The organism is Streptomyces luteireticuli, from assembly GCF_041519305.1.
GTDB classification, from domain to species: domain Bacteria; phylum Actinomycetota; class Actinomycetes; order Streptomycetales; family Streptomycetaceae; genus Streptomyces; species Streptomyces luteireticuli.
In genome coordinates this window covers 7,113,951-7,136,846 of sequence record NZ_CP167927.1, presented here as the reverse complement: position 1 = coordinate 7,136,846, position 22,896 = coordinate 7,113,951, and the positions used below count along the sequence as shown (strand labels likewise).

17 protein-coding genes are annotated in these 22,896 nt (G+C 73.6%); 9 read left to right on the top strand and 8 right to left on the bottom strand.

Translation table 11 applies throughout. From position 1 onward, the window contains the following. Positions 1-34: 34 nt before the first annotated feature. Complete coding sequence (locus AB8735_RS32045; protein ID WP_344023490.1) at positions 35-1,807, top strand: ABC transporter ATP-binding protein; 1,773 nt, start codon at positions 35-37, stop codon at positions 1,805-1,807. Further along, positions 1,804-3,585: an ABC transporter ATP-binding protein gene (locus AB8735_RS32040; RefSeq protein WP_372411142.1), complete on the top strand. Its 1,782-nt coding sequence runs from the start codon at positions 1,804-1,806 to the stop codon at positions 3,583-3,585. Before AB8735_RS32045 ends, AB8735_RS32040 begins: the two co-directional genes overlap by 4 nt. Positions 3,586-3,714: 129 nt before the next feature. Here the strand turns inward: AB8735_RS32040 and AB8735_RS32035 are convergent, their stop codons facing one another. Then, a complete protein-coding gene (locus tag AB8735_RS32035) occupies positions 3,715-4,506 on the bottom strand; it encodes a metal-dependent hydrolase (protein ID WP_344023485.1) in 792 nt (263 codons plus the stop codon). 130 nt (positions 4,507-4,636) lie between these two features. Between AB8735_RS32035 and AB8735_RS32030 the strand changes: the two genes are divergently transcribed. Next, positions 4,637-7,150, top strand: coding sequence for a DUF3516 domain-containing protein (locus tag AB8735_RS32030; RefSeq protein ID WP_344023483.1), 2,514 nt, complete (start codon positions 4,637-4,639; stop codon positions 7,148-7,150). Between the two features lie 53 nt (positions 7,151-7,203). Here the strand turns inward: AB8735_RS32030 and AB8735_RS32025 are convergent, their stop codons facing one another. The 6 genes from AB8735_RS32025 to AB8735_RS32000 all read right to left on the bottom strand — a co-directional run bounded on the left by AB8735_RS32025 (position 7,204) and on the right by AB8735_RS32000 (position 14,347). Then, entirely contained in the window at positions 7,204-8,877 is a 1,674-nt protein-coding gene (locus tag AB8735_RS32025) for a dipeptide ABC transporter ATP-binding protein (protein ID WP_372411140.1), read from the bottom strand. Continuing rightward, positions 8,874-9,866 carry an ABC transporter permease gene (locus AB8735_RS32020; protein ID WP_372411138.1) on the bottom strand — a complete coding sequence of 331 codons (993 nt, stop codon included), beginning with the start codon at positions 9,864-9,866 and terminating at the stop codon, positions 8,874-8,876. The genes AB8735_RS32025 and AB8735_RS32020 overlap by 4 nt, the downstream gene beginning before the upstream one ends. A gap of 51 nt (positions 9,867-9,917) precedes the next feature. After that, positions 9,918-11,699, bottom strand: a complete 1,782-nt coding sequence (locus tag AB8735_RS32015; protein ID WP_372411136.1) for an ABC transporter substrate-binding protein — start codon at positions 11,697-11,699, stop codon at positions 9,918-9,920. A gap of 52 nt (positions 11,700-11,751) precedes the next feature. Further along, complete coding sequence (locus AB8735_RS32010; protein ID WP_372411134.1) at positions 11,752-12,630, bottom strand: ABC transporter permease; 879 nt, start codon at positions 12,628-12,630, stop codon at positions 11,752-11,754. A 360-nt stretch (positions 12,631-12,990) separates the two neighbouring features. After that, positions 12,991-13,851 carry a DUF6397 family protein gene (locus tag AB8735_RS32005; protein WP_372411132.1) on the bottom strand — a complete coding sequence of 287 codons (861 nt, stop codon included), beginning with the start codon at positions 13,849-13,851 and terminating at the stop codon, positions 12,991-12,993. Positions 13,852-13,978: 127 nt separating this feature from the next. Beyond that, entirely contained in the window at positions 13,979-14,347 is a 369-nt protein-coding gene (locus AB8735_RS32000; protein WP_344023473.1) for a roadblock/LC7 domain-containing protein, read from the bottom strand. A gap of 228 nt (positions 14,348-14,575) precedes the next feature. Between AB8735_RS32000 and AB8735_RS31995 the strand changes: the two genes are divergently transcribed. From AB8735_RS31995 to AB8735_RS31980, 4 genes are all read left to right on the top strand, one after another. Further along, positions 14,576-14,866: a hypothetical protein gene (locus tag AB8735_RS31995; protein ID WP_344023471.1), complete on the top strand. Its 291-nt coding sequence runs from the start codon at positions 14,576-14,578 to the stop codon at positions 14,864-14,866. Between the two features lie 378 nt (positions 14,867-15,244). Beyond that, complete coding sequence (locus AB8735_RS31990; protein WP_372411950.1) at positions 15,245-16,087, top strand: alkaline phosphatase family protein; 843 nt, start codon at positions 15,245-15,247, stop codon at positions 16,085-16,087. 2 nt (positions 16,088-16,089) lie between these two features. Next, positions 16,090-17,352 (top strand): MFS transporter, encoded by a 1,263-nt coding sequence (locus AB8735_RS31985; protein ID WP_372411129.1) that lies wholly within the window; start codon positions 16,090-16,092, stop codon positions 17,350-17,352. After that, positions 17,349-18,356, top strand: a complete 1,008-nt coding sequence (locus AB8735_RS31980) for a TolB-like translocation protein (RefSeq protein WP_344023467.1) — start codon at positions 17,349-17,351, stop codon at positions 18,354-18,356. The genes AB8735_RS31985 and AB8735_RS31980 overlap by 4 nt, the downstream gene beginning before the upstream one ends. 16 nt (positions 18,357-18,372) lie before the next feature. On the opposite strand, the gene AB8735_RS31975 is transcribed toward AB8735_RS31980, so the two are convergent. Continuing rightward, positions 18,373-18,555, bottom strand: a complete 183-nt coding sequence (locus AB8735_RS31975; protein WP_344023465.1) for a hypothetical protein — start codon at positions 18,553-18,555, stop codon at positions 18,373-18,375. 193 nt (positions 18,556-18,748) lie between these two features. On the opposite strand from AB8735_RS31975, the gene AB8735_RS31970 reads away from it, so the two are divergent. Both AB8735_RS31970 and AB8735_RS31965 read left to right on the top strand, forming a co-directional pair. Beyond that, positions 18,749-21,604, top strand: a complete 2,856-nt coding sequence (locus AB8735_RS31970; protein WP_372411128.1) for a DEAD/DEAH box helicase — start codon at positions 18,749-18,751, stop codon at positions 21,602-21,604. Then, positions 21,601-22,509: an SWF or SNF family helicase gene (locus AB8735_RS31965; protein ID WP_372411126.1), complete on the top strand. Its 909-nt coding sequence runs from the start codon at positions 21,601-21,603 to the stop codon at positions 22,507-22,509. The genes AB8735_RS31970 and AB8735_RS31965 overlap by 4 nt, the downstream gene beginning before the upstream one ends. The last annotated feature ends 387 nt before the right edge of the window (positions 22,510-22,896 follow it).

The following is a 22,896-nucleotide window of genomic DNA, read 5'->3' as shown; positions in this document are numbered from 1 at the left end:
CAGCTCCCGCCCGCTCCCCCTCCCCTGGGACGCCATGCGAATCCGTGATCTCCCCTATCCCGACCCCGGTGTGCCCGACGTCCGCTCGGGTCCGCGGCTTCTGTACTGGCTCTCCCGACGTCAACTCGCGGGCCAGGTCAAGGCCCTGGCCTGGGGCGTGCTCCACATGGCCGCCGTGGCGGCACTGCCGCTGGCGGTGGGCATGACCGTGCAGGCCGTGGTGGACCGCTCCGGCGCCCGGCTGACGGCGGCCGGCGGGCTGATCCTCGCGCTGGCCCTGCTGTCCGCGCTCGGCGACACGATGCTCCACCGCACGACCGTCACCAACTGGATCACTGCGGCGGCCCGGGTGCAGCAGCTCCTGGCCCGCCGGACGGCCGAGTTGGGGTCCACGCTGACCCGGCGGGTCGCCGCGGGCGAAGTGGTCGCCGTGAGCGCGGGCGACGTGGAGCGGATCGGCTGGTTCGTCGAGACCCAGTCGCGCTTCCTGTCCGCGGCGTTCACCTCGGTGGCCGTCTGCGTCGCCCTGCTGGTCTACCAGCCCGCCCTCGGCCTGGTCGTGGCGGCCGGCGTGCCCGTACTGGCCCTGGCCGTCCTGCCGTTGCTGCCGCGTGCGACCCGACGGGCGGACGAGCAGCGGGAGATGGCCGGACGCGCCACCGAGCTGGCCGCCGACACCGTCGCGGGCCTGCGGGTGCTGCGCGGCATCGGCGGCGAGGAGCTGTTCCTCGCGCGCTACCGCAGCGCCTCTCAGGAGGTGCGGGTGGCCGCGGTGCGCAGCGCCCGGATGTGGGCGCTGATCACCGCGGTGCAGGTGGCGCTGCCGGGGCTGTTGATGATCGCGGTGGTCTGGTACGGGGTCGGGCTGGTGCGCGACGGCCGGGTCGGGGTGGGCGAGTTGGTGACCGTGTACGGCGTGGTCACCTTCCTGCTCTATCCCCTCCGGCAGGTGGAGGAGCTCGCGATGTCCTGGTCGTTCGCCGGCCCGTCGGCGCGGCGGGCGGCCCGGCTGCTGGCCCTGCGGCGCACGGACTCCGCCGCCGTCCCGGACGGCCCGGCCCCCGTGCCGACCGGCGACCTGCACGATCCGCAGAGCGGACTGGAGGCGCCGTACGGGCAGTTGACGGCGGTGGTCTGCGGCGACCCGGACGCGGCAGGGCGGCTGGCCGACCGGCTCGGCGGGCACGCCCCGCAGGGCACGGAGGGCGTGCCGTCGGCCCTGCTGGGCGGGGTGGCGCTGGACGGGGTGCCGGTGGCCGCCGCGCGCACGGCGGTGCTGGTGCAGGACAAGGACCCGGTGTTGCTCTCCGGCACGCTCGCGGAGCTGCTGGACGTCCCGTCGTCGGGCCGGGTGACGGCGGAGGAGGCGCTGACGGCGGCGCAGTGCGGGGACGTCCTCTCCTCCCTGGAGCGGTCCCTGGCCGATCCGTCGGCGGGCCCGATGGGCGCGCACGTCACCGAGCGCGGCCGCTCCCTGTCGGGTGGCCAGCGGCAGCGTCTGGCGCTGGCCCGTTCGCTGGTGACGGACCCGGAGGTGCTGGTCCTGGACGAGCCGACGTCCGCGGTGGACGCCCATACCGAGGCGCGGATCGCCGACGGTCTGCGGAAGGTGCGCGCGGGCCGGACGACGGTGGTGTTCACCTCCAGCCCGCTGCTGCTCGACCGGGCGGACCGGGTGGTGCTGGTGCGCGACGGCAAGGCGGTGGCGGCGGGGCGGCATGACGAACTGCTGCGCACCGACGGGGAGTACCGGGCGGCCGTCACCCGCGAGACCGCGACGGAGTCGCAGATCGGAGAGCCCGCGTGATCGGCGTACCGCCCCCGTCCTTCGACCCGGCCGCCCCTGAGTCGGCGACGACCCTGCCCGTCGGCGGGCCCGCCACCGTGCGCCGCTGCGTACGGGAGCTGCTGCGCCGCCACCGCCGCGCGCTCGTCGTGCTGGTCGCGGTCAACGCGGTCGCCGTGATCGCGTCGATGGTCGGCCCGTATCTGCTGGGCCGGCTCGTCGAGGACCTGTCCGCGGGCGGACGGGACGTCCAACTGGGCCGGGCCGTCTCGCTGTTCGCCGTGGCCCTGGCCGTACAGACGCTCTTCACCCGGCTGGTGCGGGTGCGGGGCGCGGTCCTCGGCGAGGAGATGCTCGCCGACCTGCGGGAGGACTTCCTCGTCCGTTCGGTGCGGCTGCCGCCGGGCGTGCTGGAGCGGGCCGGCACCGGTGATCTGCTCTCCCGGATCACCACCGACGTGGACCGGCTGGCGAACGCCATGCGCGAGGCCGTGCCCGAGCTGGCCATCGGCGTGGTGTGGGGCCTGCTGCTGCTCGGCGCGCTGACGGCGACCGCGCCACCGCTGGCGCTGTCCGTCCTGGTCGCGCTGCCGCTGCTGATCTGGGGCTGCCGCTGGTACTTCCCGCGCGCCCCGCGCGCCTACCGGTCCGAGGCCGCGGGGTACGCGGCGGTCTCCGCGGTGCTGGCGGAGACGGTGGACGCGGGCCGGACGGTCGAGGCGCACGGACTCGGCGCGCGCCGCGTCGCGCTCTCCGACCGCCGGATCAAGGAGTGGACGAGCTGGGAGCGGTACACGCTCTGGCTGCGCACCGTCTTCTACCCCGTGGTCAACCTGACCCACATGCTGGTGATCGGCTCCGTCCTGGTCCTCGGCGGGATCTTCGTGCTGCACGGCTGGATCTCGGTGGGACAGCTGACGACCGGCGCCCTGTTCGCACAGATGCTGACCGAGCCGGTCGGAATCGTGCTGCGCTGGTACGACGAGCTACAGGTGGCCCAGGTGTCGCTGGGCCGGCTGGTGGGGGTGCGCGAGATCGAGCCCGACGGCGGCGACGAGCGGGTCCGGCCGGCGGGCCGCGACGTCCGGGCGGACGGCGTCCGCTTCGGCTACGGCCCGCACGCGGATGTTCTGCACGGCGTCTCCCTCGACGTGCCGCCGGGGACGCGGCTGGCCCTCGTCGGCCCGTCCGGGGCCGGCAAGTCCACGCTGGGCCGGCTGCTCGCCGGGATCTACGCGCCGCGGACGGGCTCGGTGACGCTGGGCGGCGCGGAGCTGGCCCGGATGCCGACGGAGCGGGTGCGCCGGCATGTGGCGCTGGTCAACCAGGAGCACCACGTGTTCGTGGGATCGCTGCGCGACAACCTGCTGCTGGCCCGGCCGGACGCGGCGGACGAGGCGCTGTGGGCGGCGCTGGGAGCGGTGGACGCGGACGGCTGGGCGCGAGGGCTGTCCGACGGGCTGTCCACGGAGGTGGGCTCGGGCGGGCTCGCCCTGACCCCCGCCCAGGCCCAGCAGATCGCGCTGGCGCGGCTGGTCCTGGCGGACCCGCACACGCTCGTCCTGGACGAGGCGACCTCGCTGCTCGACCCGCGCGCGGCGCGTCATCTGGAACGGTCGCTCGCGAAGGTGCTGGAGGGGCGGACGGTGGTGGCGATCGCGCATCGGCTGCACACGGCGCACGACGCGGATGTGATCGCGGTGGCGGAGGAGGGCCGGATCAGCGAGCTGGGCAGCCATGAGGAGTTGGTGGCGGCGGGTGGGGCGTACGCGGCGCTGTGGCGCTCCTGGCAGCGGTGAGCTGCGGCGCCGCCGCAGGGGTTTTCTCCCCGCCCCGCCCTTTCACCGTTTCTCACCGCGCTCCGCGCGGGGCAGCGTGCTGCTGCGTGGGGGCACCCCCTCTGGGGGAGGTGAAAGGGCGGGGCGGGGTCAAATCACCCCCAGCGCCCCCAACCCGCACACACCCCCCACCACCATGAACACCGGCATCAACACCTTCACCTCGACCCGGCTCCCCGCGCGGAAGCGCAGCCCCTTCGGCGGCCCCACCGGATACCACCGCTTCCGCGCGATCGGCAGCGGCCACAGGATCGGGCACCCCGACACCGTCAACGCGTCCCCGATGTCGTGCACGAGCGCGCCGAGCACGATCGGCACCCCCAGCCACAGATACTCATGCCCCGCCCCCGTGAACAGCCAGTCGGAGCCGTTCCCCGGCTCGTCCAGCACCCCGGCGAGTATCCACGCGCTCGTCGCGCCCAGCAGCCACACCAGCACATCGCTCGACGTCCGGGCCGCCCGCCAGAGCAGGCCCTCCACCGCGAGCACCAGGTGCACGAAGAGGATGCCGAGCACGGCCCAGCGGTCACCGGTCATCGCCAGCGCCGACGTACCGGCCCCTATGAGCACCGCCCACAGCGCGGTGTGGGTGAGCGTACGGTGGCCGCCGTTGCGGCGCGGGTCGCTCTTGCCCCGGGTCGCCTTGTAGACCGCGTGGGAGAGCGCGTCGATGATTCCGCACAGCAGGCGCGACACCGGCCCGAACGACCGCGATATCGTGGCCGACTTGTGGTCCAGGTCGGGGGCGAGGGCCGCCCCTGCGCAGATCAGCGCGCCGACCGTGAGCACCGGCCAGGGCATCGCGTACTCGGTCCCGGCCACGGCCGCTCCCACGCCCAGCCAGGCCGCCGCCCCGGAGAGCGAGTGTGCCGGTCCCATCATGATCGTTCACCCCTCGGCATCGAACGGTCGCCGCCCTGACGCCGCGTCGGCCACTCAGCGTAACGCCCGGATGATCATCGTTCGACCGCCCGGTTCCCTGATCGGGCCCGGGGCCAGGCAGTATGGAGGGGTGACCCTTATCGATCAGATGCCGAGCCATGCCGACCCCGACGCCCTCTTCGAGGCCTTCTCGACCTGGGCCGAGGAGCGCGGTATCACGCTGTACCCCGCCCAGGAGGAGGCGCTGATCGAGGTGGTCTCCGGGGCGAACCTGATCCTTTCGACCCCGACCGGTTCGGGCAAGAGCCTCGTCGCCGCCGGTGCGCACTTCACGGCGCTCGCCAACGACAAGGTCACGTTCTACACGGCACCCATCAAGGCACTGGTGTCGGAGAAGTTCTTCGACCTGTGCAAGATGTTCGGCACCGAGAACGTCGGCATGCTGACCGGCGACGCCTCCGTCAACGCCGACGCCCCGGTGATCTGCTGCACCGCCGAGGTGCTCGCCTCGATCGCGCTGCGCGACGGCAAGGACGCCGACATCGGCCAGGTCGTGATGGACGAGTTCCACTTCTACGCGGAGCCGGACCGCGGCTGGGCCTGGCAGATCCCGATCCTGGAGCTCCCGCAGGCGCAGTTCGTGCTGATGTCGGCGACGCTCGGCGACGTCTCCCGGTTCGAGGAGGACCTCACCCGGCGCACCGGCCGGCCCACCGCCGTCGTCCGCTCGGCGACCCGGCCCGTGCCGCTGTCGTACGAGTACCGCTCCACGCCGCTGACGGAGACGCTCACCGAGCTCCTCCAGACCCGCCAGGCGCCGGTCTACATCGTCCACTTCACCCAGGCCCAGGCCGTGGAGCGGGCGCAGGCGCTGATGAGCATCAACATGTGCTCGCGCGAGGAGAAGGAGGAGATCGCCAAGCTCATCGGCAACTTCCGCTTCACCACCAAGTTCGGCCGGAACCTCGCGCGGTTCGTCAAGCACGGCATCGGCGTGCACCACGCCGGGATGCTGCCGAAGTACCGGCGGCTGGTGGAGCGGCTGGCGCAGGCCGGTCTGCTGAAGGTGATCTGCGGTACGGACACCCTGGGCGTGGGCGTCAACGTGCCTATCCGTACGGTGCTGTTCACCGCCCTGACCAAGTACGACGGGCAGCGGGTGCGCACGCTGCGGGCCCGGGAGTTCCACCAGATCGCCGGCCGGGCCGGGCGGGCCGGCTTCGACACGGCCGGGTTCGTCGTCGCCCAGGCCCCGGACCACGTCGTCGAGAACGAGAAGGCGTTGGCCAAGGCGGGCGACGACCCGAAGAAGCGCCGCAAGGTGGTCCGCAAGAAGGCCCCCGAGGGCTTCGTCGGCTGGACCGAGAACACCTTCGAGAAGCTGATCGCCTCCGAGCCGGAGCAGCTCACCTCGCGCTTCCGGGTCACGCACGCGATGCTGCTGGCGGTCATCGCCCGTCCGGGCAACGCCTTCGAGGCGATGCGCCGGCTCCTGGAGGACAACCACGAGCCGCGCCGCAACCAGCTCCGGCACATCCGCCGGGCCATCGCCATCTACCGCTCGCTGCTGGACGGCGGGATCGTGGAGCAGCTGGACGAGCCCGACGCCGAGGGCCGCATCGTGCGCCTGACGGTGGACCTCCAGTCGGACTTCGCCCTCAACCAGCCGCTCTCCACCTTCGCGCTGGCCGCCTTCGAACTCCTCGACCCGGAGTCCCCGTCGTACGCGCTCGACATGGTCTCGGTCGTGGAGTCCACGCTGGACGACCCGCGCCAGATCCTGGTGGCGCAGCAGAACAAGGCGCGCGGCGAGGCGGTCGCGGAGATGAAGGCGGACGGTGTCGAGTACGAGGAGCGCATGGAACGGCTGATGGACATCAGTCATCCCAAGCCCCTGGAGGAGCTGCTCACCCACGCCTACGACGTCTACCGCAAGAGCCACCCGTGGGTCGGCGACCACCCGCTGTCGCCGAAGTCGGTCATCCGTGACATGTACGAACGGGCCATGACCTTCACGGAGTTCACCTCCTTCTACGACCTCGCCCGCACCGAGGGCATCGTTCTGCGGTACCTGGCGAGCGCGTTCAAGGCGCTGGACCACACCGTGCCGGACGACCTGAAGTCCGAGGACTTCGAGGACATCGTCGCCTGGCTCGGCGAGATGGTGCGCCAGGTGGACTCCAGCCTGCTGGACGAGTGGGAGCAGCTGGCCAACCCCGGGGAGGAGACGGCCGAGGAGGCCCAGGACCGCGCCGACCAGGTCAAGCCGGTCACGGCCAACGCGCGGGCCTTCCGGGTGCTGGTGCGCAACGCGCTGTTCCGCCGGGTCGAGCTGGCCGCGCTCGACAAGGTCGGCGAACTGGGGGCGATGGACGCCGAGTCCGGCTGGGACGAGGACCGCTGGGCGGCGGCGATGGACGCCTACTGGGACGAGTACGAGGAGCTGGGCACCGGCCCCGACGCGCGCGGCCCGAAGCTGCTGCGCATCGAGGAGAAGCCGGAGGACGGTCTGTGGCGGGTACGCCAGACGTTCGCCGACCCCAACGGCGACCACGACTGGGGCATTTCGGCGGAGGTGGACCTGGCGGCGTCCGACGAGGAGGGCCGGGCGGTCGTCCGCGTCATGGACGTCGGCCAGCTGTAAGGAACGGCAGGGGTGCCCCCGGGCGGGGCACCCCTGCCCTCACGTCGAGGCCCTCACATCGAGGCCGCGAGCAGCTCGCGCGTGTACGCGGCCGCGGGCTCGCCGAAGACCCGGTCGCGCGGGCCGCTCTCCACCACCTCCCCGGCCCGCATCACCGCCACCCGGTCGCAGAAGTGCCGGACGACGGCGAGGTCGTGCGAGACGAAGAGCAGGGACAGGCCCAGTTCGTCGCGCAGGTCCATCAGCAGGTTGAGCACCTGGGCCTGGACGGAGACGTCGAGCGCGGAGACGGGCTCGTCGGCGACGACCAGCCGGGGCCGCGGGGCGAGGGCCCGGGCGATGCCGATGCGCTGGCGCTGGCCGCCGGAGAACTCGTGCGGATAGCGGTCGAGATGGGCCTCCTCCAGGCCCACCTGCTCCAGGAGCTCCGCCGCCCGGGCTCGGCGGGCGGCCGCGTCAAGCGTCGTGTGCACCCGCAGCGGGGTGGTGACGATCTCCTCGACGGTGCGCCGGGGGTTGAGCGAGGCGTAGGGGTCCTGGAAGACCAGCTGCACGTCCCGGCTCAGTTCGCGGCGCAGCCGGGTGTCGTCCGCGGCCCGGGCGATGTCACGTCCGTCGAAGCGCACGGCTCCGGCGGTGGGCCGCTGGAGCCCGGCCAGGACGCGGGCGGTGGTGGACTTCCCGGAGCCGGACTCCCCGACGAGCCCGAGCGTCTCCCCCTCCGCGATGCTCAGGCTGACCCCGCGCACCGCCCGGACGGTCTCGCGGCGCCGCCACGGGGCGGCGCGCCGTCCGGCGAACTCGACGTGCAGGCCGACGACTTCGGCCAGGGCGTGTCCGGTGGGCCGGCCGTCCCCCGCGGCGGCCGGGGCGGCGGCCCGGGCGACGGGGGCGGGCGCCGGTTCGTCCACCGTGGGCAGCCGGGTCCCCGGCACCGTGCCGAGCGTCGGCGCCGCGCCGATGAGCGCGCGGGTGTAGGGGTGCTCCGCGTCGTGCAGGAGCTTGGCCGTGGGTCCCTCCTCCAGGGCGCGTCCGCCGCGCAGGACGAGCATGCGGTCGCAGGTCCGGGCGACCACGCCGACGTCATGGGTGACCAGGAGCACCGCGGTTCCGCTCTCCTCCCTCAGCTCCGTGAGGAGTTCGAGCACCTGGCGCTGGACGCGGGCGTCCAGCGCGGTGGTGGGCTCGTCGGCGATCAGTACGTCGGGGCCGTTGATCAGCGCCATGGCGATGACGACGCGCTGCCGCATGCCGCCGGAGAACTGGTGCGGGTAGTCGCGGGCGCGGGCGGCCGGGATGCCGACCCGCTCCAGCATCGCGCGGGCCTTCTCCCGGGCGGCGGCCCGGCCCGTACCGGCCGGGGCGTGCACCCGGTACGCCTCGGCGAGTTGGGCCTCCACCGTGTGGAAGGGCGAGAGCGCGGCGAGGGCGTCCTGGAAGACCATGGCTGCCTTCGCGCCGCGCAGTTTCCGCACGGCGGATTCCGGCGCGCCGACGACCTCGGTGCCGCCGATCCCGATGCTGCCGGTGATCCGGGTGCGGGCCGGGTCGTGCAGCCCCAGGGCGGCGAGGCCGACGGTGGACTTGCCGGAGCCCGACTCGCCGACCAGGCCGAGGACTTCGCCGGGGGCGAGGTCGAAGGAGAGGCCGTCGACGGCGGTCACGGTCCGGCCGCGGCCGGTGAAGGAGACGGTCAAGTCGCGTACGCGCAAGGCGGATTGGTTCATGCGAGCCTCACCCTCGGGTCGAGCCAGGCCACCACCAGGTCGGCGAGGGCGACGAACAGGACGACGGAGAACGCGGCGAGCAGCACGGTGCCGACGACGGTCGGCAGGTCGTTCTGGACGACGGAGTCGACGGCGAGCTTGCCGACGCCGCCGAGCCCGAAGACGGTCTCGGTGATGAACGCGCCGCCGAACAGCGCCCCGGCCTCCAGCCCGAGCAGCTGCACCAGGGGTGCCGCGGCGCCGCGCGCCGTGTATCCGAGGTGGGTCCGCCGGGCGGTGAGCCCCTTGCCGCGCGCGGTGCGCACATAGCCCTCGTGCAGCGTCTCCAGGGTCTGGGAGCGTGTGAGGCGGGTGAAGACGGCGGCGTTGACGAAGCCGAGGACGAGCCAGGGCAGCAGCAGTCCGGCGGCCCAGGCGCCGGGCCCGTCGGAGAGCGGCGCGTAACCGGGCAGCGGCAGCAGGCCGGTCGCGTACACCAGCAGGTACTGGAGGGCGTAGCCGAGGAAGTAGATCTGCACGCTGGCGCCGACCAGGGTGAAGCCCGACAGCAGCCGGTCGGTGGCCTTCCCCCGGCGGAGCGCGGCGGCGAAGCCGGCGCCGGTGCCGAGGACGGCGATGACGGCGAGGGCGCCGCCGGCGAGCGAGAGCGTCACGGGGAGGCGGTCGCCGATGGCGTCGAGGACGGGCTGGTGGAGGGTGTAGGAGTAGCCGAGGCAGGGGGCGGAGCAGGGGATGGGGGTGCCGTCGACGTCGCTGATGGTGCGGCCGGCGACGAGGCCGCGGAGGTAGTCGAGGTACTGGTCGGCCAGGGGCCGGTCGAGGCCCATGCTGTGGCGCACGGCCTCCAGGCGCGCGGTGTCGCACTTGGGGCCGCAGGCGATGAGGGCGGGGTCGGAGGGCATGGCGTAGAAGAGCCCGAAGGCCGCGGCGCTGATCGCGAGGAGCACCGCGGCGGCCTGGAGGGCGCGCCGCAGGATGTAGCCGGTCATGTCAGGTCTTCTCAGGTCTTCTCAGGTCTCCTCAAGGCTTCTCAAGGCTTCTCAAGGCTTCTTGAGGTAGAGGTCGGCGGCGGCGATGCTGCCGTAGATGGGGTGGACGGCGGCGCCGCCGACGTTCGCGCCGCGGAACTGGGTGACGGCGCTGTAGAGGAAGGGGACGACGGGGACGTCCTTCATCACGGTCCGCTCCAGGTCGATGAGGGCGTCGGCCTTCTTGCGGGCGTCGCCGATGCCCGCGATGCGCTCCAGCTCCTTGTCGACCACGGGGTTGCTGTAGCGGATGGAGTTGGAGAGGGCGTCGAGCTTGCTGTGGTAGCTGTCGGGCAGCAGGGTGGAAGGGGTGGGCCAGTCCACGGAGTTGGTGGACATCCACAGGTCGTAGGGGGCATCGCCGCGGAAGACCTGGTCGTTGAAGGCGGCCTTGTCCATGGGCCTGGTGACGAGCTTGATGCCGGCCTTGGCGAAGGCCTCGACGAGGACCTGTGCGAGCCGGTCGTTCTCGGGGGCGTCGCTCTCGTAGGCGTAGGTGAGCGTGTCGACCTTGGTCTTCGCCCTGGCCAGGTGCTCCTTGGCCTTCTCGGTGTCGCCGGTGGGGCCGACGGGGTAGAGGTCGTACTTCTTCCAGCCGACGACGGCGGGCGAGGAGAGCGTGGTGGCGAAGTCGCCCAGCCGCGGGCCGCCGAGGACCTGGCGGGCCTGTTCGCGCGGGAAGAGGTAGTGGATGGCCTTGCGGACCTCGGGGTCGGTGACGCGGCTGTTCTTGATGTAGAGGTCCTGGGTGTAGGCGCCGCGGCTGCCGGCGACCAGAAGCTCCTTCTTCTTCGGGTCGCGGGCGGCCTCGGCGTACAGCTCCGGCGGGATCTCGCTCTTGGTGGAGAGGGTGTCGGCGCCGTCGCCGCGCCCGTTGAGGACTTCCTGGGCGGTGTTGAGGATCTTCTTGCCGAAGGTGAACTCGAAGCGGTCGGCGTACTGGTGGCGGATGGGGTCGGTGTCCGGCTTCCAGTGCGGGTTGCGCTCCAGGGTCAGGCCCTGGTTCTGCTTGTGCTCGACGATGCGGTAGGGGCCGCTGGCGAAGGGGTGGGTGTCGTAGCCGGTGCCGGTGTCCTTGTCCTTGCGGACGGGGGACGAGGAGGACTGGGCGGCCATGTAGGGCACGTCGGACTGCGGCTCGGGGAAGTGCAGGACGATGGTGCGCTCGTCGGGGGTCTCGATGGCCTTGAGGTCGCCGTCCTTCGGACCGCCGTACTTCTTGACGGCACCGGTGCGGTCCTCGGAGCCGGTGAGCCACTCGGGCCAGTAGGCGGGGCCGAGTTCGAAACCGGGGGCGAAGGTGCGCTCGATGCCGTACTTGACGTGCTCGGAGGTGATGGGTCTGCCGTCCTCCCAGGCGATGCCCTCCTTGAGGGTGTACGTCCAGGTGCGGCCGCCGTCGGAGGAGCGGCCGGTGTCGGTGGCGAGGTCGCCGACGAGCTTGGGCCTGCCGTCCACGACCTGGTACTGGGTGAGTTGGCGCCCCCACAGCAGGGAGGTGCTGTAGGACTCGCCGGCGTAGATCTTCTGCGGGTCGAGGTGCGCGTAGTCGTTGGCGTTGGCGATCCGGACGGTGCCGCCGGACCGCGCGCCCTCGACCGCGGGGGCGGGCCCCTTGCTGTCCTCGGCGGTGCCGAGGGTGGCGGTCAGCCGCTTGCCGCTCTTCGCCGCGGTCGCGCCGTCGCCCGCCTTCCCGCCGTCCGCGCCGGCGCCCGCGGAGCAGGAGCAGAGCAGCAGGGCCGCGGCGGTGGCGAGGGCCGGCAGGGCTGCCGTGCGCGTGCTGAATCGGGGCATGACGAACTCCGTTGTGTGGGTGGGACGGTGGGGAAGGGAGAGGAATCGTGGGTCAGCGGGCGGTACGGGGATCGAGCGCGTCGCGCACGGCGTCGCCGAGGAGGTTGAAGGCGAGGACGAACACGAGGATCGCCACGCCCGGGAAGACCATGTAGGTCGGGTCGTCGTAGAACACCTCGGAGCCGCGGGAGATCATGCGGCCCCAGTCGGGGACGGGTTCGTTGATGCCGACGCCGAGGAAGGACAGGGCGGCCTCGGCGGTGACGATGCCGGGGACGGCGAGCGTGACGTGGACGAGGACGGGGGCCCAGACGTTGGGCAGCAGCTCCCGCAGGACGATGTGCCGGCGGCTCGCGCCGACGGCCCGGGCCGCCTGGACGAACTCCCGCTCGCGCAGGGACCGTACGGCGGTGCGCAGCACCATCGCGAGCGGCACCCAGCCGAAGGCGGAGAAGACCAGGATGAGGGAGGTGAACTGCATCCACACCGGCTCGTTCTCCCCCGGGTCCACGAAGCGGGTCTGGATCACCGGGCTGAGGGCGAGCAGGAGCAGCAGCGTCGGGAAGCCGAGCAGGACGTTGCACACGAAGGTGAACGCCCGGTCGGCGAGCCCGCCGAGGTAGCCGACGGTCACTCCGAGGACGATCCCGGTCACGGCGATCACCGCGACGGAGGCGAGGGCGACCAGCAGCGAGGTGCGCATCCCGTACAGCAGCTGGGCGAACACGTCGCGGCCGAGCCCGGGTTCGATGCCGAACCAGTGCTCCCCCGAGATGCCCCCGTTGGGCAGCACGGGCAGCCCCTCGGCGCTGAGCAGCCCGGGGCGGTTCTGCCCGTAGTGCTCGGTGGGGTTCTTGCCGTAGAGGGCCGTCACCAGAGGGGCGGCGGCGGCCAGTGCGGCACAGAGGAGGACGACGGTGAGCGCGGCCATGCCCGTGCGGTCGCGGCGGAAGGCGTGCCGGGCGGTGGCACGGGGGCCGCGCGCGGAGGCGGTGCGAGGGTTTTCCGCGTGCCCTGTCGCGTGCCCTGCGCGCGCCGTGCTTCCCGTGTGCTCTGCGTGCCCTGCGTGCTGCCCTGACTGCGCATCGGCTGTCTGCACATCGGTCATGTGGTGCTGTGCTCCTGTATCGCTCCGGCGCGGTGCGCCCAACGGTTGGATCATTAGATCCAAGGAGCAAGCCCCGGGCAAACCTCCTTTATTCAAGGTCCTTTGGTCAATTTACCGATGATTACAAGGCCGCCTCGGGGGTCAACACGCCCGTAACATCCGGCAACACCGAACCGCCCTCAACTACCGCGAACCGGACGGGATGAGAGGTCCCTCACACGCCCGCCCTCCCGGGCGCACCCTCCCCCACACCCGGCCGAGCAGACGGCGGGCCCGCCGCCGCGCCCCGCCGCGCACGACTCCCGCGCCCGGCACCGGATCCTCCGCGCGCGCCCTCGCCACCAGCCCGGCGAGCTCCTCCCGATAACCCCGGGCCTCCTCGGCACTCCCCGCCAGCACCAGCGCCTCCACCACCGCCCGCCCGGCGGGCGTACCGGGACGCACCGTCGTCAGCGCCGGACGCAGGGCCTCCAGCCGGGCCCGCTCCGCCGGGTCCGGCACGGTGTCGGCCAGCCGGCCGGGGGCGAGCACCGCGGCCATCGCCGCGGCGCGCCGCCAGGGGCCGTCCGCCTGCTCCGTCAGCTGCCGGACGCGCCGTCGGCGCCAGTTGGCACCCCGCTCGTCGTCGCCCGCCGCCGCTCTCGCCCGCAGCTCGGCGGGCAGTCGGCCGCTCAGCAGCTCCGGATGCCCCTCCGCGAACTCCTCGACGTCCCTGGCCAGATAGAGCCACACCACCACCCGGTAGCGGTTGAGGAAGAACCGCACGGGAGTGAGGAGACCGCACCGGGCGAGCCGGGTGAAGCGGTCCGGACCGATGCCCGCGAGCTCCGCGGCCCCCGCCGTGCCGACGACCCGCAACCGCGCCCGCAGAGCGGACTCCCCACCCGCATGCCGCTCGACCTCCCCGGCCGGCACCCTCCGTACGCCACCCGGGCCGGACGCGACCGTCCGCACCTCCCCCAACTGGACCGCCAGCTCGAACTCCCCCGGCTTCAGCCCCAATTCCCTGGCCGCCCGCAGCACCGGGACACACCGCTCCGCCATGACACACCCCTCCCGCCACATGTCGACCGTCACGCATCGACCGTTACGCATCAACTACTGACAGTGACGACTGTAGAGGAGGGGTACGACAACGGCCCTGCCACACAGGGAGCGAGCGGGAGGAACGTCAGTCCCCGCCCCCGATCCGCTCCGCCAGCGCCGTCATCTCGTAGGCGACCTGCCCGAGATCGGCACCCTCGTCCCCCAGGACGCAGAGGCAGCGCTTCTCGTCCACCGCGGTCACCAGCAGCACGCCGCGGTCGAATTCGACCATCGTCTGGCGCACCTGCCCCGCCCGGAACTGCCGTCCGGTACCCCTGGCCAGGCTGTGCAGTCCGGAGGCGACCGCGGCGAGGTGCTCGGCGTCCTCTCTCGCCAGGCCCTCGGCCGTCCCGGTCACCAGCCCGTCGCCCGAGAGCATCAGGGCGTGCCGCACACCGGCCACCCTGCGGGCCAGGTCGTCCAGTATCGCGTCGATCCCCTTGCCGAGTCCCATGCGTCGCCTCCCCGTTCCGCTGTTCCCGGCACTGCCGTGCCAGCCTTGCTCACCCGCGGTCCGGTCGGCAACCACGCGGCCGCCCGCGGCCGGCGCCACGACACCGGCCGTCCGGCGCCAAGGTGTCACCCTCTCCTCCGCCTTCGTCCCCCGGGGGTTCAATCTCCCGACGACGGGGCACACTTGGACAACCGCAGGAAGAGCCGCTCACGAGGGCAGGTGATCCGCGTGTTCGACAGGCTTCGCCGACGGTCGGGCCCGGGCGACGAGCCCCCGATACGGCCGGCGCAACGCCAGGGGAAGCAGCCGAACCTGTTCGAGGCCGCGGCCGCGTACATCGTCGCGTGCGCCGAGAACGACCCGGACAGGGGCGCGGAGGCGGCCCGTTGGGTCTCCCCCGAGGCGCTCAGCTTCGGGGTGAACGAACTCGCCTGCCGGGCGGTCGTCGCGCTCGCCCGCGAACACGGCACGTCGCCCCAGGCCGTGGCCCGCACCCTGCTCGGACTGCCCGACGCCTGACCGCCCGGACCTCCCGACCGCCAGGGCCTCCTGACCACTCGGGCCTCCCGACCGTCCGGGCCGCCCAACCACCCGGCATCCGCCGCGCACACCGGCCACGCGCCGCTCGGCAAGTGTTCCCCCGACCGACATCGTTGAGCCGTGTACATGTCACTGCACGCGCCCTAGGCTGCGAATACGCCCCGCGCAGCAGGCCCGCCCCAACAGGCCCGCGCCGGACCGCTGTCACCGATTCCTTCCCCCACTCGATGCCTACTCGACGCCTACTCGATGCCCGTATCGATACCCGCTCGATGCCTCGGAGGACCCGTGCCCAGCGCCCCGTCACGCCCGCGCACCCCCCGCACCCGTACCGCCCGCAGAGGTCATCCCCTCGCCCTGGCCACCGCGTTCGCCGTCGTCGCGGGCTCCCTGGGCCTGTGGGTCGCCGACTCCTCGGCGAGCCCGGCGGCGGCCGCGGTCCCCACGCCGGACCACGTCGTGGTCGTCGTCTTCGAGAACCGCGCCTACGACCAGGTCATCGGCTCCTCCTCGGCCCCCTACCTCAACTCCCTGGCCGCGGGCGGCGCCAACCTCACCGCGTCCTACGCCGAGACCCACCCCAGCCAGCCCAACTACTACGCGCTGTTCTCCGGCGACACCCAGGGGATCACCGACGACAGCTGTGTGGACGTCGGGGCCCTCGACGCACCCAACCTGGCCACCGAACTGACCGCCAAGGGCAGGACCTGGGCGAGCTACAACGAGTCCCTGCCCTCGGAGGGCTCCACCACCTGCGACAGCGACAACTACCGCCAGAAGCACAACCCGTGGTTCGGCTTCGGCAACGTGCCCACGAGCACCGCGCACACCTTCGCCGCCTTCCCCTCCGACTACACCACGCTGCCCACCGTCTCCTTCGTCGTCCCGAACATGTGCAGCGACATGCACGACTGCTCGATCGCCACGGGCGACGCCTGGCTCAAGAAGAACCTCAAGCGCTACGCGGACTGGGCCGCCTCCCACAACAGCCTGCTGGCCGTCACCTTCGACGAGGACAACCGGCTCAGCGGCAACCGCATCCCCACTGTCCTCTACGGACAGCCGGTCAAGCCCGGTTCGAGCTCCGGCGCCACGTACAACCACTACGACGTGCTGCGCACGATCGAGGACATGTACGGCACGGAACACGCCGGGAACGCCGCGAACGGCAAGGACATCACCGGCGTCTGGAACAGCTGACCGTGTACCTCGCGGACGGCCGCACCCCGCCGCCCCGTTCCGCCGCCCCCGCCGGCCGTGGCCACCGCCGCGGCCGGCGCGGTGCCACGGTCCCCGCGACGGTCCTCGTGCTGGGCACGGTCAGCCTGGTCACCGACGTCTCCTCGGAGATGGTCACCGCCGTGCTGCCGCTCTACCTCGTGGCCGGACTGGGCCTCTCGCCGCTCGGCTTCGGCCTGTTGGACGGCGTGTACAACGGCGTCGGCGCCCTCGTCCGGCTCCTCGGCGGCCGTCTCGCCGACCACGGCGCCGGCCACAAGACGGTCGCCGCGGTCGGCTACGGCCTCTCCGCCCTCTGCAAACCGCTGTTGCTCACGGTGCACGGCCTGCCGCTGATCGGCGCCGTGCTCGCCGCCGACCGCACCGGCAAGGGCCTGCGCACCGCCCCGCGCGACGCCCTGATCTCGCTGGCTAGTGAACCGGCCGTACGGGGGCGGGCGTTCGGGGCGCACCGCGCGATGGACACCGCGGGGGCGCTGCTCGGCCCGGTGGCGGCCTTCCTCATCCTGCGGGTAGCGGCCGGGGGTTACGACGCGGTGTTCGCCGTGAGCGGCTGCGTGGCCGCGCTGGGCGTACTCGTCCTGCTGCTCTTCGTCCCCGCGGACCCTCGTGGCGAGGCACCGACTCCCGCGTCGCGCACGCCGGTCCGCGCCCTGCTGCGCCGTCCCGCGCTCCGGCGGCTGACCGGCTGCGCGGTGCTGCTGGGGCTGACCACGGTGAGCGACTCGTTCCTCTACCTCACCCTCCAGCACCGCCTGGACCTGTCCGAGTCCTGGTTCCCGCTGCTGCCGCTGGGCACGTCCGGGGTGTTCCTGGCGCTGGCCCTGCCGATGGGCGTCCTCGCCGACCGGTTCGGCCGCCGGCGGCTGTTCCTCTGCGGGCATCTGGCGCTGCTGGCGGCGTACGCGCTGCTCGTCACGGTGTCCGGCACCTCCCCCGTGCTCGCCGGCGCGGTGCTGGCGCTGCACGGGAGCTTCTACGCGGCGACGGACGGCGTCCTCGCCGCGGCGACGGCGGACGCGGTGCCGGAGGAGATGCGCGGCAGTGGCCTGGCCGTGGTGCAGACCGGCCAGGCGGCGGCGCGCTTCACCTGCTCGGTGGCGTTCGGCGCGGCCTGGACGGCCTGGGGCGACCGGACGGCACTGGGCACGGCCGCCGCCGGACTGGCCGTCTCCGCCCTGGTCAGCACGGTGCTGCTGCGTCCGGCGCCGGAAGGCGTGCGGTGAGACGCGTCCTGGTCCTGCTCGTCGCCGTCCTCGTGCTGGGCGGGGTCGCGCTCGGCGTCGTCCTGCACGCGGCCGGGCGGGCCGCGGAGAAGGACCGGCCGCGGGCCGGCGGACCACAAGTGCGCTCCGGCGAGGTGGTGCTGGGCGCGGCGGGCCGCGACGTCTTCCGCAACATGGCCTGGGGCCCGCACCGCGACGAGATCGCCTCCGTCGACGCCCGGGATCCCTCGGGACCGCGCACCGCCTCCGGCGTGCGCTGTCTGCGCTTCCACTCCGCGGGCGGCACCGGGATCTGTCTGCGGTCGGTGCGCCGGGGGCTGCGGGACGCCTACCGCGCCGTCGTCCTGGACGCGCGCCTGCGCGAGCGGAGCCGCTACGACCTGGCGGGCGTGCCGAGCCGGGCGCGGGTGGCGCCGGGCGGACGCGTCGCCGCGTGGACGGTCTTCGTCGGCGGCGACTCGTACGCGGGCGGTTCGTTCTCCACCCGGACGTCGATCCTCGACATCCGCTCCGGGGAGCTGGACCGGAACATCGAGACATACCGCCTCGTCCTGGACGGGCACCCGCACCGGGCCGCCGACCTGAACGTCTGGGGCGTCACCTTCGCCGACGACGACCGCTTCTACGCCACGGCCGCGACGGGCGGCCGCACCTATCTGGTCGCGGGCGACCGGGGCACGCGCACGCTGCGGTCGGTGCACGCCAACGTGGAGTGCCCGTCCCTCTCCCCCGACGGCACCCGCATCGCCTACAAGAAGCGCGTGGCGGGCGCGTCGTCGGACGCGCCCTGGCGGCTGTACGTACTGGACCTGCGCTCCGGGCGGGAGACGGCGACCGCGGAACGGCGCAATCTGGACGATCAGGCCGTCTGGCGGGACGCCCGCACCCTGGTGTACTCGCTGCCCGGCGACTACGGGTCGGACCTGTGGACCGTCCCGGCCGACGGCTCCGGCACCCCGCGCGTGCTGATGGAGGCCGCCCTGGTGCCGGTGTTCGGGGAGTAATTCGGGGAGTAGGGAGTCAGCGCCCCAGCTCCTTGCGCGAGACGCGGCGCAGCCGCTTGCGCTGCGAGGGGTCCAGCAGGAGGTACGCGCCGACGGGCACGCCCACCATCACCAGCACCGCCGCCCAGAACGGCAGCACCAGCAGGAGCAGCGCTCCCACCGCGACACCGCCCACGGCGACCTTGGCCCTGTTGCTCATCTCCGTACCTCCTCCGTCCGTCCCCCTCCAACGCCCGGCGTCCGCGGCCGGTTCCCCCACCCGATGTCACTGCCAGTGTCGCCCCTGGACCCGTGGCGCGGCTCACACCGCACAAACGCCCTTCCCGGCCGCCCGTCCTGTACCCTCGGCGACTCCGACTCCCACTAGTCAAATTTGAGGAATGCGCAGCGCTGTGACGCCGAACCCTGCCGCGACGCCCTCCGAGATCTCCCTGCTCTCCCGCTGCTCCGCCGTCCACCTCCCCGCCGACCCGCCCCGTGAGGGCCGGATCGCCTTCTGGCTTCCCGACGGCCGAGTCCCCGACGTCCGGGGCCGGGTCGAGGAGCTGACCGTCGTCGTCCCGGACGGCGGGGACGTCACCACCACGACCGTACGGGCCGTTCTGCTGCCGGTCCGCACGGCCCTGCCCGTCCTCACCCGCGCCCGCGCCGGACAGGCCGGCGAGGCGGCCGCCTTCTGGGGCGCCGCCGCCGTGTTCGCCCTCCAACTGGCCGCCCAGGGGCGCCTGTTGCCGGGCCTGAGCGCCATGGACCACGACGCCTGGCACGCCGGGCCGCTCACCGCCCAGGACCTGCGGCGCGTCCAGGAGCTGGCCGACGCGATGCCGCCCACCGCGCACGCCGTCCCGGTGCCCGGCAGCGATCCGCTGCTGCTGCCCGAACCCGTGCGGCTGCTGCGCTCGTTCCTCGATGCCGTCGCCGACACCCTGCCCCGCTCCCCCGCCGCGGCCGCCGCCGCGGGCGGCCCGGCCTTCGCCGCGCCGGAGCCGCGCAGACGGCCCGAACTGCGCCCGTGGGCCGACGCCGTCGCCGCCGGGAACGACGCGGGCGTACGGCTGTCCCTGCGCGTGGAGGCCGTGGACCCGGACGCGACCGGCCCCCGCTTCCGGGCCGTCCTCCAGGTGCACAGCCTGGCCGATCCCGCGCTGGTCGCGAACACCGCCGACGTATGGCCGGGCGACTCCCCCGTCGCCGCCCGCTTCGGCCGGAACGTCCGGCGGACCGCCCTGCTGGCCCTGCGCCGCGCCGCGCGCGTGTGGCCCGCGCTGTCCCCGCTGCTCGCGTCGGCCGCCCCGGACGCCCTCGACCTCGCCGACGAGGAGGTCGTCGAGCTGCTCGGCCGGGCGGGCGCCGCGCTCGACGCCGCCGGCGTCGAGGTGCACTGGCCGCGGCAGTTCGCCCGGACGCTCACCACGCACGCGGTCGTCGGCCCGCCCGACGAGGAGCGTCCGTCCGGTCCTCCGTCGCTGCTGTCCGCCGACGCGCTGCTGGCGTTCGGCTGGCGGCACGCCCTGGGCGGCCGGGAGCTCAGCCGCGCCGAGCTGGACCGGCTGGCCGAGGCGAGCCGCCCGGTGGTGCGGCTGCGCGACCAGTGGGTGCTCGTCGACCCCGCCGCCGCGCGCCGCGCCCTCGACCGGCCGGACCGCAAGGTCACCCCCGTCGAGGCACTGGGCATCGCCCTCACCGGCCACGCCCCCGCCGGGGACGGGGACGACGACGGGACCGTCGAGGTGCGCCCCACCGGCTGGCTGGCCGAGCTCCGCGACCGCCTCGCCGACCCCGAGGCCGCGGACGGGCCCCTCGCCCAGCCCCCGGCCCTCGCCGCCACCCTCCGCGACTACCAACTCCGCGGCCTCGGCTGGCTGCACCGGATGACCTCCCTCGGCCTGGGCGCCTGCCTCGCCGACGACATGGGCCTCGGCAAGACCATCACCCTCATCGCCCTGCACCTGCACCGCCGTTCCCTGCCCGACGCGGCCGGCCCGACGCTGGTCGTCTGTCCCGCCTCCCTCATGGGCAACTGGCAGCGCGAGATCGAACGTTTCGCCCCCGGCATCCCCGTCCGCCGCTTCCACGGCTCCGCACGGACCCTGGAGGCCCTGGCGGAGGACGAGTTCGTCCTCACCACCTATGGCACGATGCGGCTGGACGCGGCGCGGCTGGCGGAGGCCGGGTGGGGCATGGTCGTCGCCGACGAGGCCCAGCACGTCAAGAACCCCCACTCCGCGACCGCCCGCGGACTGCGCTCCATCGGCGCGAAGGCCCGTGTCGCGCTCACCGGCACACCGGTCGAGAACAACCTCTCCGAGCTGTGGGCGATTCTCGACTGGACCACCCCCGGCCTCCTCGGCTCCCTGAGCGCCTTCCGCCGGCGCTACGTCCACGCCGTCGAGGGCGGCGCGGACCCCGACGCCGCGCGCCGGCTCGCCGCGCTCGTCCGCCCGTTCCTGCTGCGCCGCCGCAAGTCCGACCCGGGCATCGCGCCCGAACTGCCGCCCAAGACCGAGACGGACCGGGCCGTCGCGCTCACCGTCGAACAGGCGGGCCTGTACGAGGCCGTGCTGCGCGAGCTGCTCGCCCAGGTCGCGGAGGCGGACGGGCTGGAGCGGCGCGGCCTGATCGTCAAACTGCTCACCGGGCTGAAGCAGGTCTGCAACCACCCCGCGCAGTTCCTCAAGGAGGACGATCCCCGCATCCCCGGCCGGTCCGGCAAGGTGGAACTGCTCGACGAGCTCCTCGACACCATCCTCGCCGAGGACGCGAGCGTCCTGGTGTTCACCCAGTACGTCCAGATGGCCCGGCTGCTCGAACGGCACCTCACCGAGCGGGGCGTGGGCGTCCAGCTGCTGCACGGCGGCACGCCGGTGCCCCACCGCGAGGAGCTGGTACGCCGCTTCCAGGACGGCGAAGTCCCTGTCTTCCTCCTGTCGCTGAAGGCGGCCGGCACCGGGCTGAACCTCACCCGTGCCGAACACGTCGTGCACTTCGACCGCTGGTGGAACCCGGCCGTCGAGGCCCAGGCCACCGACCGCGCCCACCGCATCGGCCAGACGCGCCCCGTCCAGGTGCACCGGCTGATCGCCGAGGGGACGGTCGAGGACCGGATCGCGGAGATGCTCACGCGCAAACAGGCGCTCGCGGACGCCGTGCTGGTCCCGTCCACGGACGACGGCGCGCTGGACCGCCTCACCGAACTGACCGACGCCGAGCTGGCGGAGCTCGTGGCCCTGGGGGGAACACACCGATGAACGAACGCATCTTCGCGCCCCTGCCGCCCGTCCGGGGCCAGGCTTTCACCCAAAGCTGGTGGGGCCGGGCCTGGCTCAAGGCCCTGGAGGACACCGCGCTGGACGGCGCGCAGGTCAAGGCGGGCCGCCGGCTCGCCCGGGCGGGCGCGGTGGGCGCCGTGTCCGTGCGCCCCGGCCGGATCACCGCGGTCGTCGACGAGGTCCGTGCCGATGTGGTGGTCCAGCAGCTGTCCGACGCGGACTGGGACCGTCTCCTCGGCCTGGTCGCCGACCGGGCCGGACACGCCGCGGCCCTGCTGGACCGGGACGTGCCGCCGGACCTCGCCGAGGAAGCGGCCGCGGCCGGGGTCGAACTGCTGCCCGGCGTGGGCGACTTCGAGCCGGAGTGCGGCTGCGACGCGTGGGACCACTGCGCCCACACCACCGCCCTCTGCCACCAGGTGGCCCGGCTGCTCGACCGGGACCCGTTCGTCCTGCTGCTGATGCGCGGCCGGGGCGAGGACGAGGTCCTCGCCGCGCTCCGGCCGTCGGGGCCGCCCTCCGGGGTCCCGGCGCGCGAGGCGTTCGCACTGCGCGCCCTGGTCCCGCCACTGCCTCCGACACCGGACACCACCCCGGGCCCCGCCCACCCGCCGGCCCTGACCGACACGCCCGAACTCGACGCGGAGGCACTGGAGTTCCTGGTGACAGGCGCGGCGGCGCTGGCCCGACAACTCCTGTCGGACGCCCCGGACATCACCCTGTCCCCCCACCAGGACGCCGCCCGCCTCGCGGCTTCGTCCCCTCCCGCCCCGGTCGCCGAGCGGCTCGCCCGGGTGCGCGACTGCACACCGGAGGAACTGGCCCGGGCGGGCCGGGCCTGGCACCACGGCGGAGCGGCGGCGCTCGGGGCCTGGGAGGGGTGAGCTGCCCCTCCCCGCCCTTTCGCCGTTTCCCGCAGGGGCTGCGCCCCTTCGTAACCCCGGTGGCGCGCGGTTGGGCGGGCTGGGTGTTTGCCCCGGTCCCGCCCTTTCACCTCCCCCAGAGGGGGTGCCCCCATTCCGGGGAGACCCCGGACCCCGTCCGCCCTTCGGGCGGAGTCCTCAAACGCCGGACGGGCTGAAGTGCGCGCCCGGGCACGCACTCCAGCCCGTCCGGCGTTTGAGGACGAGCGGCGAAGCCGCGACAAACGGGGTCCGGGGCGGAGCCCCGAAAAAGGGGGCCAGGGGCGGAGCCCCGGGAGCAGGGGTGCAGGGGGCGCAGCCCCCGCCGGGGTGCAGGGGCGGAGCCCCCGCCCACCGCGCGGCAGCGCG

Bases quoted from the DNA above. Each gene is read 5' to 3' on its own strand.
- AB8735_RS32045 (WP_344023490.1), top strand. From the start codon at position 35: ATGCGAATCCGTGATCTCCCCTATCCCGACCCCGGTGTGCCCGACGTC.
- AB8735_RS32035 (WP_344023485.1), bottom strand. From the start codon at position 4,506: ATGATGGGACCGGCACACTCGCTCTCCGGGGCGGCGGCCTGGCTGGGC.
- AB8735_RS32025 (WP_372411140.1), bottom strand. From the start codon at position 8,877: ATGAACCAATCCGCCTTGCGCGTACGCGACTTGACCGTCTCCTTCACC.
- AB8735_RS32020 (WP_372411138.1), bottom strand. From the start codon at position 9,866: ATGACCGGCTACATCCTGCGGCGCGCCCTCCAGGCCGCCGCGGTGCTC.
- AB8735_RS32015 (WP_372411136.1), bottom strand. From the start codon at position 11,699: ATGCCCCGATTCAGCACGCGCACGGCAGCCCTGCCGGCCCTCGCCACC.
- AB8735_RS32010 (WP_372411134.1), bottom strand. From the start codon at position 12,630: ATGGCCGCGCTCACCGTCGTCCTCCTCTGTGCCGCACTGGCCGCCGCC.
- AB8735_RS32005 (WP_372411132.1), bottom strand. From the start codon at position 13,851: ATGGCGGAGCGGTGTGTCCCGGTGCTGCGGGCGGCCAGGGAATTGGGG.
- AB8735_RS32000 (WP_344023473.1), bottom strand. From the start codon at position 14,347: ATGGGACTCGGCAAGGGGATCGACGCGATACTGGACGACCTGGCCCGC.
- AB8735_RS31975 (WP_344023465.1), bottom strand. From the start codon at position 18,555: ATGAGCAACAGGGCCAAGGTCGCCGTGGGCGGTGTCGCGGTGGGAGCG.
- AB8735_RS31965 (WP_372411126.1), top strand. From the start codon at position 21,601: ATGAACGAACGCATCTTCGCGCCCCTGCCGCCCGTCCGGGGCCAGGCT.